This is a genomic window from Bacillus sp. FSL R5-0820, assembly GCF_038593385.1.
Lineage (GTDB): Bacteria > Bacillota > Bacilli > Bacillales > Bacillaceae > Bacillus > Bacillus altitudinis.
The window spans coordinates 2,177,548-2,189,488 of the sequence record NZ_CP151991.1 but is presented as its reverse complement, the minus strand read 5'-3'; the positions used below and the strand labels follow the sequence as shown (position 1 = coordinate 2,189,488).

Here is an 11,941-nt window from a genome sequence, read left to right as displayed (position 1 = left end):
GTCAAAATGAACAAAGGTCAAAGACATATTAAGATTAGAGAAATTATCGCAAGCCAAGAAATCGAAACACAAGACGAATTAGTCGATATTTTGAAAGCGGATGGATATAACATCACACAGGCGACCGTATCAAGAGATATCAAAGAACTGCATTTAGTCAAAGTGCCAACAAATAATGGAACATATAAATACAGCCTTCCTGCAGATCAGCGGTTTAACCCGCTATCAAAATTAAAGCGTTCCTTAATGGACGCATTTATTAAAATGGATGCTGCCAGTCATTTAATCGTTCTAAAAACAATGCCTGGGAACGCTCAAGCCATCGGTGCTTTAATGGATAATTTAGATTGGGAAGAAATTATGGGAACCATTTGTGGGGATGATACCATCTTAATCATTTGCCGCACGCCAGATGATACGGATACCGTTTCGTCCAAAATTTTAGAGCTTCTATAAAGAGATCAGGTTTACAAAAAGAGGTGTCAAATGAGTGTTAGCAGAACTAACCATTAAAAACTTTGCAATCATTGAGGAGTTAACGGTTTCGTTTGAAAAAGGACTCACAGTTCTAACAGGGGAAACAGGTGCCGGAAAATCAATCATGATTGACGCTGTCTCACTTCTCGTAGGGGGAAGAGGATCATCCGAATTTGTCCGTTATGGCGAAAAAAAAGCAGAGCTGGAAGGTCTTTTTCTTGTACCAGCAGATCATCCTGTATTTGCCCTTTGTGAGGAGCAAGGAATTGATGCATCTGATGAAATGATGATTCTTCGCCGTGATATCAATCAAAGCGGGAAAAGCATTTGCCGCATTAATGGTAAGCTTGTCACCATCTCGCTTTTAAGAGAAGTCGGCCGGCTTTTGCTTGATATACATGGACAGCACGATAATCAGCTGCTCATGGAGGATGAAAATCATTTGCATTTGCTTGATCAATTTGGAGCAGAAGAAATTGCACCTGCTCTCTCGCAGTATCAAGAAGCGTATGATCAATATATGAAGACAGCGCAAAAGCTCAAACAGCTGTCTGAAAATGAACAGGAAATGGTTCACCGGTTAGACTTATTGCAATTTCAGCTGGAAGAGATTGAAGCGGCACAATTAGAGCCTGGAGAAGATGAGAAGCTTCAAGAGGAACGTCATCAAATCAGCAATTTTGAAAAAATCTTTTCCTCGCTTCAAAACGCATATAATGCTCTGCGTAATGAGCAGGGAGGACTTGATTGGGTTGGAATGGCTTCAAGCGAGCTTGAGCAAGTTTCTGAGATCAACGACGATCTGAAAAAGCTCTCTGAGCAAGTGTCAAACTCCTATTATTTATTAGAAGATTCTACTTTTCAAATGCGCAGCATGCTTGATCAATTAGAATTTGACCCAGCCCGTCTTGATTTTATTGAGTCTAGGTTAAATGAGATGAAGCAGCTGAAGCGAAAGTACGGCACAACCGTTGAGGAAATTTTAGAATATGCGGCTAAGATTGAAGAGGAGATAGACCAAATCCAAAATCGAGACAGCCATTTGCAGACACTTAAAAACAAACTTGATGCGATAAGTCGGGATGCATTGCTTGAAGCGCTTAACGTGTCAGAGCTCCGTAAAAAATGGGCGAAAAAACTGGCGAAGCACATTCAAGCTGAATTGAAGGATTTATATATGGAGAAGTCTTCTTTTGATACCGCTTTTACGATTCGATATGCACCATTTGGCAGTACGGACTGCCCGCTTTTAGATGGAAAACCCGTACAGCTCGGGAAAAATGGCATAGATCAAGCGCAATTTGTCATTTCTACAAATCCGGGTGAACCGATGAAATCTTTGTCAAAAGTAGCATCTGGAGGAGAAATTTCACGTGTCATGCTGGCAGTGAAAAGTATTTTCTCAGCGAAACAAGAAGTGACGTCCATTATATTTGATGAAGTGGATACAGGCGTTAGCGGCAGAGTCGCACAAGCCATTGCTGAAAAAATTTATAAAGTAGCAGCAGGCTCACAAGTACTCTGTATTACCCATCTGCCGCAAGTCGCAGCAATGGCTGATACACATCTTTTTATTTCTAAACGCGCTAAAGCTGGTAGAACAATGACGAACGTCAAACCACTAAGTGATGATGAAAAAGTGAGTGAAATCGGCCGAATGATTGCTGGTGTAGAAGTCACTGAGCTCACAAAACAGCATGCAAAAGAATTACTGCACCAAGCAAATGATGTCAAAACGACAGGGTAGCTGAAACAACAGCTGCCTTTTTTATATTGTCTCATATTCGCCGTATATACGCATGAATTCGTCTTTTTCTTTTATCAATTTATCCAATCATTTTCTAAAGGTGTCGGTTATAAATCCTCGCTAAGAAGGCAAAAGTAAAGATGTAGCCAAAACATTAATGTTCTGGTGTGGGTAAGGAGCGAGGAGAGTGAAAAATGAATGCCCGAAAAGATGAGAAAAGCCATTGGTGTGATTCTCCTTGTTTCTTTAATAAGTACAGGGTTTATGAGCATAGTGAAGGAATATATCAGCATTCCAACAACTGTCGCAGTATTTGAACACGAGAAGCATTCGATTGATACATCCATTGAAGCGTCAGCCATTGCTTCTTCACCAGCCTTTAGTCTTTCAGAGAAAAAGAATCAACTTGAAGTAACGGGACAAAAGGCGGGAAAAGCCGAAATTGTTTATGATTTTAAAGGATTTCCTATTAAGAAAACAAAAGTCGATGTTCTTCCCGAATTAAAAGTCATTCCTGGAGGACAATCCATTGGCGTCAAACTCCACTCTGTCGGAGTTCTCGTTGTCGGTTTTCATCAAATCACAACAGCAGACGGCAAAAAATCACCAGGTGAAGCCGCAGGCATTCAATCAGGGGATATGATCATTGAGATCAATGGTCAGAAAATGGAGAAGATGAATGACCTCACCCCATTTATTCAGAAAGCCGGAAAAACGGGGGAAACCCTTCATTTACTCATAAAAAGAGACCATAAAACCTTTCAAACGACATTAACACCCGCGAAAGATGCAAGTGAAGGTACTTATCGAATCGGTCTTTATATTCGTGATTCCGCAGCAGGAATCGGGACGATGACCTTCTTTGAACCATCTTCTAAAAAATATGGCGCCCTTGGGCATGTGATTTCTGACATGGATACAAAAAAACCAATCGTGGTCGACAATGGTGAAATTGTCAGATCAACCGTCACATCCATTGAAAAAGGGACAGGAGGCAACCCTGGAGAAAAATTGGCCAGGTTTTCTTCCGAAAGAAAAACGATAGGTGATATTTCACGTAACAGTCCATTCGGTATATTTGGTAAGTTAACCGAAAAACTTGAAAATCATGTAGCAGACAAACCACTTCCAGTCGCGTTATCAAGTGAAGTAAAAGAAGGTCCAGCCGAAATATTAACGGTTGTGGACCATGATAAAGTAGAGAAATTTGATATTAAAATCGTCAGCACAACACCGCAAAAATTCCCGGCAACAAAAGGAATGGTGCTTAAAGTAACGGATGAGCGCTTATTAAGCAAAACGGGCGGGATCGTTCAAGGAATGAGCGGAAGTCCGATCATCCAAAATGGCAAAGTCATTGGAGCGGTCACTCACGTGTTCGTCAATGACCCGACAAGCGGATACGGCGTACACATTGAATGGATGCTGTCAGAAGCAGGAATTGATCTTTATCAAAAAAACAAAAAAGCAAGCTGACGAAAAACTGCCGCGAATCTTCCGGCAGTTTTTTTCTACCCTTTCTTTCTCTCCCATCATGTTATAAAATAAGGAAAAAGAGATTTTTCGACAAAATGGAAAACAGTGTATTGTCAAATTGCAATAATCGTCGATTCATTAAGAAAAACGTAGAAAAAGCTAGATAATGCTCTATTATTCGGAAAATTAAACTTTTTTAAAGGGGATAGCATGGTTTTGTCGAATTGAACACTCAGAAGAGAAATGCAAAAGACTAAGGAATCGACATTGGGGAGGAAAGAACGTGGAGAAAATTAAAGTGTGTGTAGCTGATGATAATCGAGAACTTGTTGGCCTTTTGACAGAGTATATTGAGGGACAGGAAGATATGGAAGTACTTGGCGTGGCGTATAATGGTCAGGAATGTCTGACATTATTTAAAGATAAAGAGCCCGACGTTCTCCTCTTAGATATTATCATGCCTCATTTAGACGGTCTTGCTGTACTGGAACGCCTCCGTGAAAACAATGAAATGACCAAACAGCCAAGTGTCATTATGCTGACGGCTTTCGGACAAGAAGACGTAACGAAAAAAGCGGTTGATTTGGGCGCATCCTATTTCATTTTGAAACCATTTGATATGGAAAACCTCGTAGGTCATATTCGTCAAGTCAGTGGAAACGGCACACAAGTCAGCCATCGATCTTCATCTATCCAAAACAGTGTCCTTCGCAGCAAACCTGAACCGAAACGTAAGAACTTAGATGCGAGCATTACGACAATTATTCATGAGATTGGCGTGCCAGCTCATATTAAAGGCTATTTATACTTAAGAGAAGCCATTTCGATGGTGTACAATGATATTGAACTACTCGGCAGTATTACAAAAGTATTGTACCCAGACATTGCAAAGAAATTTAACACGACAGCCAGCAGGGTAGAACGAGCGATTCGTCATGCCATTGAAGTGGCTTGGAGCAGAGGGAATATTGACTCCATTTCCTCACTCTTTGGTTACACAGTCAGCATGTCAAAAGCCAAACCAACCAATTCAGAATTTATTGCGATGGTGGCTGATCGTCTGCGTTTAGAGCATAGAGCAAGCTAAGTCAACGTCCATAAAAAAACGTTTCTTCAATGAGGCGTTTTTTTATTTTTGTAAAATATTGCTAAAAAATGGATATGTTGATAAAATCATCTTTAATGTTTAAATTGGACAAACGGGTCGCTTTATTTTCAGAATAAAATGAAAAATAAAGCATGAAAGAAATGAATAGGACATAAAATAGTGGTAATCAGCTACGCTAATCAACTGGCTTATAGAAGAAGAAAACGCTCATTCGTAAGAAAAAGGATGAGAGGAAAAGGTCTTATGTAATTGGTAAATAAAGCAAATGAGATCGAAAGTTCTATTTCTATTGACCCGATTGATTGGCGTTTTAAAGTCACTGGCTTCTTAGAGATTGTGCCATTTGAACTGAATATTCCCATTGTCGAATTTAATAATTTTCACATTCTTTTACTATGCTATAATAATGAAAAGAAGAGGGTGAGGTTATGGGAAAGCTGAAAATCCACTCTGCTGAGGTTGCGAACGAAATTAGCAAGTGGACGAGGGTCATTTCTCAGAATGACCTAGAAAAATCTGCTGTCTATAAAGAGAAAATTCAGAATTTGCTAAAAAATACAGATGAGGACCGAGAAGTTCTTCTTTATTATCAGCTAGTCGACGGCAGACATGAAATGTTACTTGGAAATATTGAAAAAGCCAATCAGATTATGAAAAGTGTCGGAACGCTGGATGAAAAAGCAGATGACATTATTAATTTTTATTTTTACTTTTATAAAGGCCAATATGCCGCCTATGTCAAAAAATATGATGAGGCGATTAGTTTTTATAAGATTGCAGAGCAGCGTCTAAAACGTGTGAATGAAGATCTTGAAGTAGGGACTTTTCATCATAAAGTCGCTTCCATTTATTACGAACTGAAGCAAAATTTCATTTCCATTAATCATATTAAAAAAGCCATTGATACGTTTAAAGCGCATGAGGAATATACCGCACAGGCGATTGACAGCTTAATCTTACATGCGAGCAACTGTATTGATTTACTACAGTTTGATGAAGCTGAGGAAAAGTACCAAGAGGCACTTGAGAAAAGTAAGCGCATTAACAATGAAGTGCTGATTGGGAAGTGCTATCACAATTTAGCGGTTCTTTATTACGCAAAACATGATTATGAAAAAAGCGCACAATACGCCAAAAAAGGGATGAGCATTCAAATTCATCGCGACAATAGCCATTATTTCATCCAATCTTTATATGTTCTCGCAAATGCCTTAGTTCATTTAGGAGATCATGAGGCGAAAGAATATATTAAAGAGGGGATTCAATATAGCTGCGATATCCAAAATAATGAATATATAGTAAAATTTGAAATTTTGGATCTGATGTGCGAAAATAGTGGAGCAGCAGACGTATTCTCTGAAAAATTAGACTACATAGAAAAAAATAGATTATATGTGGAGCTTGAGGATTTGTCTGAACAAATATCGAAATACTTCAAGGAACGAAATGATTATCAAAATGCCATTCGTTTTCTTGAAAAGAAATTCGATGCACAAATACTTCAAAAGAAAGTGGAGGTTATCTTATGAAAAAGTTGTTGTTAGGTGTAACAATCGTTACAGCAGTCGCAGTTGTTTCTTCCCTTTTTGCTCTTGACGCAGAGACGACAGAGCAAGCCATCAGAGCGATTACGTGATCGAATTTACCTGTCAACCTCTTCTCTCTAATCAGAAGAGGTTTTTTTATGTGCTCAAACTGGAAAAACGAAAACAGACACGTCATAATATAGGTAATCATCATATTTAGAGGTGGCATATGACGAAAATTTTTGCACATAGAGGCTTTAAAGGAAACTATCCAGAGAACACCATGATTGCCTTTGAGCACGCACTCCATTCTGGAGCGGATGGAATTGAGCTTGATGTTCAGCTCACCAAAGACGGCAGACTGGCTGTCATTCACGATGAAAAGCTGAATCGAACGACCAATATGAAAGGGTTAGTGAAAGACTATACATATGAAGAGTTAAAAAGAGGGGATGCCAGTCATTCTTTCTATGAAGAAACGGGTGCGGTCTCCATTCCTCTTTTAGAAGAAGTATTAGAGCTAGTGACGCAGCGACCATCCTTTATGATCAACATTGAATTAAAAAACTCTATTTATCGATATCCAGGGATTGAAGAGAAAGTAAAAGAGCAAATTGAGCACTTTCAAATAGAGGATCGTGTGCTTGTCTCATCATTTCATCACGGCAGTTTAGCTCTTTTTCACAAGCTGATGCCGCACATTGAACTGGCGGTCCTCACGATGGATGTGATTCATCAGCCGGAGATGTATTTAAAAACAATACCGGCAAAGGGATACCATCCGAATATAAAGGGCGCTGGGGTGACAAAAGAAGTTGTATCCGCTCTCCATGCGGACCAACAAGTGATCAGACCGTTTACTGTAAACAGTGAGAAGCAAATAAAAAATATGTTGACCTTGGGTGTTGATGGAATCTTTACAGATTTTCCTGATCGTGCCGTCAAAATAAGAGAAGAAATGAAATAAAGACCTGCTATCAACAGCGGGTCTTTTTCATGATTACCTTTGCTTAAAACGAGTTGTTACTTTATTTCGTTTACGATCCCTATATAAAATAAATCCTGCAACAACATAAAGACCTCCCCCTAAAAATAACAACCCTGCAATTCCTTGCAGCCATAAATATGGAAATGGTGCAATGATGATGCCGAAAACAGTGTCACGCAGCAGCTTAATGCCAAGTGCTGCAAAGGCTCCAGGTATTAAAATAATCACTAATGCGAGTAGTCTTCCCATCGAATGTCCCCTTAAACGTCATTTACTTCCATTGTCTAATTCAAAAAATATTTTGTCAAGAAAGGAAAACGTGGTAATATAGGTGTTGTGCAATTTTTTGCAACGGAAAAATATGGTGTGCAAAATTTTTCATATAAAGGGGTAACGGGATGCAGAGAGTCTTGATTGTCGGTGCAGGACAAGGTGGATCAGCACTGCTTGAAACATTGCTGAAAACAAATACGGTTCAAATCATTGCGATCGCCGACCTTGATCTCGAGGCACCGGGGATGGATGAAGCGAAAAAGAATGGAATTGAGACGACGACGGATTGGAAAGAATACATAAAAGATGACATTGATATCATCATTGAAACCACAGGCAGTTCTGCTGTACTGAAGGAACTAATTGAACAAAAACCAGAGCATGCTGTGATTGTGCCAAGCTCGATGGCATACGTCATTTCAGAATTAATGGCAGAGAAACAACAGCTTATTCAAATATTGAAGGAACAAACCTATAAACATGACCGCATTTTTAATGCAACGAATGATGGCATGATTTTTATTAATATGGATGAAGAAGTGGTCCTGTTTAATCGATCGGCTGCCAAAATGGTGGGGTGCTCGCAAAAGGATGCGATTGGCCGTCACATTCGAGAAGTGATTCCGAACACGAAACTTCCCGATATATTAAGGTCAAGGGAGCCGGAATTTAATCAAAAGCAATTTTTGAATCAGCAAATTCAAATTGTGACCACCCGTCTGCCGATTATTGATGACGCGGGGAGAATGTTAGGTGCTTTATCCATCTTTAAAGACATTACAGATGCGGTGGAGCTTGCGGAGGAAGTAACGAACCTCAAAGAAGTAAGAACGATGCTTGAGGCTATTATTCAATCATCAGATGAAGCCATATCGGTTGTCGATGAGCAGGGGAAAGGTATCTTGATCAACCGTGCTTATACGAAAATGACCGGTTTAACGGATAAAGAGGTCGTGGGTAAACCAGCAGGAGCTGATATTTCCGAAGGGGAAAGCATGCACTTAAAGGTGCTTGAAACAAGAAGACCTGTTCGAGGCGTCAGAATGAAGGTTGGTCCAAACAAAAAAGATGTCATCGTCAATGTAGCACCTGTTATTGTTGACGGCATTCTAAAAGGCAGTGTCGGGGTCATTCACGATGTATCCGAAATCCAATCATTGACGAATGAATTAAATAAAGCAAGACAGCTCATCCGAACACTTGAAGCAAAGTACACATTTGAAGACATTATTGGAGAAAGTGAACAAATGCTTGTCGCGCTTGAGCAGGCAAAGCTGGGCGCAAAAACGCCCGCAACCATTTTACTCCGCGGAGAATCAGGTACTGGGAAAGAGCTGTTTGCGCATGCCATTCACAATGAAAGTGATCGCAAGTACAACCGCTTTGTCCGTGTCAACTGTGCTGCCTTATCAGAAACTCTTTTAGAGTCAGAACTGTTTGGCTACGAGGAAGGAGCGTTTTCTGGTGCAAGGCGAGGCGGGAAAAAAGGGCTGTTTGAAGAAGCCAATCAAGGCAGCATCTTTTTAGATGAAATCGGTGAAATGACGCCAAGTACACAAGCGAAATTGCTGCGTGTCATGCAAGAAAAAGAAATTGTTCGGGTAGGCGGAACGAAAGCGATACCGGTCGATGTGCGTGTGATCACAGCGACAAATGTCAATATTGAAAAGGCGATGGCAGAAGGTAAGTTCAGAGAGGATTTATATTATCGAATGAACAGATACCCGATATCGATTCCACCACTCAGACAGCGTCTCGAAGATATTGAATCATTAAGTAAACGCCTCATTCAGAAGATCAATTTAGACTATGGGCGAAACGTCAGTGGCTTAACAGATCGTGCGCTTAATAGACTTCGATCATATAGCTGGCCAGGCAACGTGAGAGAGCTTGAAAATGTGCTTGGACGAGCTATGATCTTTTTGAATCCGCAAGAAGAATGGATCGATGAAGCACATATCGCCTTCATGGAGTCAGAAGAGCATGATGAAAAAGAGCAGCAGGAACTGGCTGTTAGTCAATTTGAGGGGGAGACGCTCTCGGATGCTGTAGAAGCATTTGAAGCGCAGCTGATCAAACAAACCCTTGAAAAACATCAATTCAATCGTACAAAAACAGCAAAAACGTTAGGGATCAGCATTCGAAATCTTTACTATAAAATGGATAAGTATCAGCTTGCAAAAGATAGCATGCAGTAACATGCACGTAACCTGCAAGAAATTGCATGATTTCTTTGCGAAAAGGTTTATTTTTCACACATTTCAAGCTGGCACGGAACTTGCATATAAAAAGAGGAACCGAGCACAAGGAAAGGTGGGCAAGTATGAAGCTTGACGATCTGATTATCAAAGCCTCGCAGCTGCAGAATAAAACAGCGGCTGTGGCTCATGCAGAAGACGAAGAAGTGCTTCATGCCATCAAAATGGCAATCGAACGAAAAGTCGCTCGCTTCCTGCTGGTTGGAAACAAACGCAACCTAAAGGAGCTAGTCAAACAGCATGAGATCAATGAAGACTGGATAGATATTATTCATTCAGATTCACCCGAAGAATCTGCCAAAATTGCCGTTCAGGCAGTAAGTGAAAATCATGCAGATATTCTCATGAAGGGTCATGTCCCGACAGCCGTATTGTTAAAAGCTGTCCTAAATAAAGAGTATGGGCTTCGGACAGCGAGTGTCCTTTCACATGTTGCAGCCTTCGAAGTACCGGGCTTTGACCGTTTTATCTATGTGACGGATTCTGCGATGAACATTGCGCCTGATTTAAATATGCTGAAAGAAATTACGGTGAATTCCGTTCAAGTCGCACAAGCTGTCGGAAATGATATGCCCAAAGTGGCGGTATTATCAGCGGTAGAAGTCGTAAACCCAGCGATGGATTCGACACTCACAGCTGCAAGTCTTGCGCAAATGAATCGAAGAGGTCAAATTTCTGGCTGCCTGATTGATGGGCCGCTTGCTTTAGATAATGCCATTTCTCAAACGGCCGCTTCTCATAAAAATATTACGAGTGATGTGGCTGGTCATGCTGATATTTTGCTTGTGCCAACCATTGAAGCAGGCAACATTCTTTATAAATCTCTCATCTACTTTGCTCATGCAAAAGTGGGGGCTGTGGTGGCAGGAGCGAAGGCCCCGATTGCTTTAACAAGCCGGTCTGATTCAGCAGAAAGTAAGCTCTATTCAATTGCACTTGCCATCTGTACATCAAATTAAGTGAAAGTAATAGGAGGAAAAGAAAATGGAACTTTTTAAATATATGGAACGATACGATTATGAACAGCTTGTATTTTGTCAGGATGAACAGTCTGGTTTAAAAGCCATCATTGCCATTCATGATACAACACTTGGGCCAGCACTCGGCGGAACAAGAATGTGGACATATGAAAATGAAGAAGCAGCTATCGAAGATGCCTTGCGTCTTGCAAGAGGTATGACCTATAAAAATGCGGCGGCAGGGCTAAACCTTGGCGGCGGTAAAACGGTCATCATCGGTGATCCGAGAAAAGACAAGAATGAAGAAATGTTCCGTGCTTTTGGCCGTTACATTCAAGGATTAAATGGCCGTTATATCACCGCTGAAGATGTCGGTACAACGGTAGAAGATATGGATCTTATCCATGAAGAAACAGACTTTGTCACAGGAATCTCTCCTGCATTTGGTTCTTCAGGAAACCCATCTCCAGTGACTGCTTACGGTGTATATAAAGGGATGAAAGCAGCTGCAAAAGCAGCATTCGGTACAGATTCATTAGAAGGAAAAACAATTGCCGTTCAAGGTGTTGGAAACGTGGCTTACAACCTATGTAAACACCTGCATGAAGAAGGCGCACAGCTCATCGTCACTGATATCAACAAAGACTCAGTTCAGCGAGCTGTAGAAGACTTCGGTGCAAAAGCGGTAGACCCTGATGATATTTATGATCAAGAATGTGATATTTACGCACCATGTGCACTCGGTGCAACCATTAACGATGTGACGATTCCTAAATTAAAGGCAAAAGTCATTGCAGGTGCAGCGAATAACCAGCTGAGAGAAACACATCATGGAGATCTTATTCATGAAATGGGCATTGTGTACGCACCGGATTATGTGATCAATGCAGGCGGTGTGATTAACGTTGCAGATGAGCTTTATGGCTATAATGCAGATCGTGCAATGAAAAAAGTAGAAGGCATTTACCAAAACATTGAGCGAGTGATTGAAATCTCTAACCGTGATGCCATTCCAACTTATAAAGCGGCAGACCGATTGGCTGAAGAGAGAATTGAAAGAATGCGCAAATCAAGAAGCCAATTCCTGCAAAATGGTCAACATATTTTAAGTCGTCGCTAAATGGATGAA

At 40.6% G+C, this 11,941-nt stretch carries 10 protein-coding genes; 9 read left to right on the top strand and 1 reads right to left on the bottom strand.

What is annotated here, in order from left to right; all coding sequences use genetic code 11:
* The first annotated feature begins 6 nt into the window (after positions 1-6).
* From argR to NST15_RS11160, 6 genes are all read left to right on the top strand, one after another.
* Positions 7-456 carry a transcriptional regulator ArgR gene (gene argR / locus NST15_RS11185; protein ID WP_007501163.1) on the top strand — a complete coding sequence of 150 codons (450 nt, stop codon included), beginning with the start codon at positions 7-9 and terminating at the stop codon, positions 454-456.
* A 34-nt stretch (positions 457-490) separates the two neighbouring features.
* Positions 491-2,224 carry a DNA repair protein RecN gene (recN, locus tag NST15_RS11180; RefSeq protein WP_008342224.1) on the top strand — a complete coding sequence of 578 codons (1,734 nt, stop codon included), beginning with the start codon at positions 491-493 and terminating at the stop codon, positions 2,222-2,224.
* 198 nt (positions 2,225-2,422) lie between these two features.
* Complete coding sequence (gene spoIVB, locus NST15_RS11175; RefSeq protein WP_065460685.1) at positions 2,423-3,700, top strand: SpoIVB peptidase; 1,278 nt, start codon at positions 2,423-2,425, stop codon at positions 3,698-3,700.
* Positions 3,701-3,983: 283 nt separating this feature from the next.
* Complete coding sequence (gene spo0A / locus NST15_RS11170; RefSeq protein WP_008342226.1) at positions 3,984-4,787, top strand: sporulation transcription factor Spo0A; 804 nt, start codon at positions 3,984-3,986, stop codon at positions 4,785-4,787.
* A gap of 449 nt (positions 4,788-5,236) precedes the next feature.
* Positions 5,237-6,337, top strand: coding sequence for a Rap family tetratricopeptide repeat protein (locus tag NST15_RS11165; RefSeq protein WP_007501159.1), 1,101 nt, complete (start codon positions 5,237-5,239; stop codon positions 6,335-6,337).
* Between the two features lie 226 nt (positions 6,338-6,563).
* Positions 6,564-7,301, top strand: coding sequence for a glycerophosphodiester phosphodiesterase (locus tag NST15_RS11160; protein ID WP_008342228.1), 738 nt, complete (start codon positions 6,564-6,566; stop codon positions 7,299-7,301).
* A gap of 33 nt (positions 7,302-7,334) precedes the next feature.
* On the opposite strand, the gene NST15_RS11155 is transcribed toward NST15_RS11160, so the two are convergent.
* On the bottom strand, positions 7,335-7,571 hold the full coding sequence (locus NST15_RS11155) for a DUF2627 domain-containing protein (protein WP_008342229.1): 237 nt from the start codon (positions 7,569-7,571) through the stop codon (positions 7,335-7,337).
* 149 nt (positions 7,572-7,720) lie between these two features.
* Between NST15_RS11155 and NST15_RS11150 the strand changes: the two genes are divergently transcribed.
* The 3 genes from NST15_RS11150 to bcd all read left to right on the top strand — a co-directional run bounded on the left by NST15_RS11150 (position 7,721) and on the right by bcd (position 11,932).
* On the top strand, positions 7,721-9,793 hold the full coding sequence (locus tag NST15_RS11150; protein ID WP_008342230.1) for a sigma-54-dependent Fis family transcriptional regulator: 2,073 nt from the start codon (positions 7,721-7,723) through the stop codon (positions 9,791-9,793).
* 125 nt (positions 9,794-9,918) lie between these two features.
* Positions 9,919-10,812 (top strand): phosphate butyryltransferase, encoded by an 894-nt coding sequence (gene yqiS, locus NST15_RS11145; RefSeq protein WP_008342231.1) that lies wholly within the window; start codon positions 9,919-9,921, stop codon positions 10,810-10,812.
* A 25-nt stretch (positions 10,813-10,837) separates the two neighbouring features.
* Positions 10,838-11,932: a branched-chain amino acid dehydrogenase gene (gene bcd, locus NST15_RS11140; protein WP_007501155.1), complete on the top strand. Its 1,095-nt coding sequence runs from the start codon at positions 10,838-10,840 to the stop codon at positions 11,930-11,932.
* Positions 11,933-11,941 lie beyond the last annotated feature (9 nt).

What these genes read in the sequence shown, in the direction of transcription:
- NST15_RS11165 (WP_007501159.1), top strand. Translation starts at nt 5,237, where the DNA reads ATGGGAAAGCTGAAAATCCACTCTGCTGAGGTTGCGAACGAAATTAGC.
- yqiS (WP_008342231.1), top strand. Translation starts at nt 9,919, where the DNA reads ATGAAGCTTGACGATCTGATTATCAAAGCCTCGCAGCTGCAGAATAAA.
- bcd (WP_007501155.1), top strand. Translation starts at nt 10,838, where the DNA reads ATGGAACTTTTTAAATATATGGAACGATACGATTATGAACAGCTTGTA.
- NST15_RS11160 (WP_008342228.1), top strand. Translation starts at nt 6,564, where the DNA reads ATGACGAAAATTTTTGCACATAGAGGCTTTAAAGGAAACTATCCAGAG.
- NST15_RS11150 (WP_008342230.1), top strand. Translation starts at nt 7,721, where the DNA reads ATGCAGAGAGTCTTGATTGTCGGTGCAGGACAAGGTGGATCAGCACTG.
- argR (WP_007501163.1), top strand. Translation starts at nt 7, where the DNA reads ATGAACAAAGGTCAAAGACATATTAAGATTAGAGAAATTATCGCAAGC.
- spoIVB (WP_065460685.1), top strand. Translation starts at nt 2,423, where the DNA reads ATGCCCGAAAAGATGAGAAAAGCCATTGGTGTGATTCTCCTTGTTTCT.
- NST15_RS11155 (WP_008342229.1), bottom strand. Translation starts at nt 7,571, where the DNA reads ATGGGAAGACTACTCGCATTAGTGATTATTTTAATACCTGGAGCCTTT.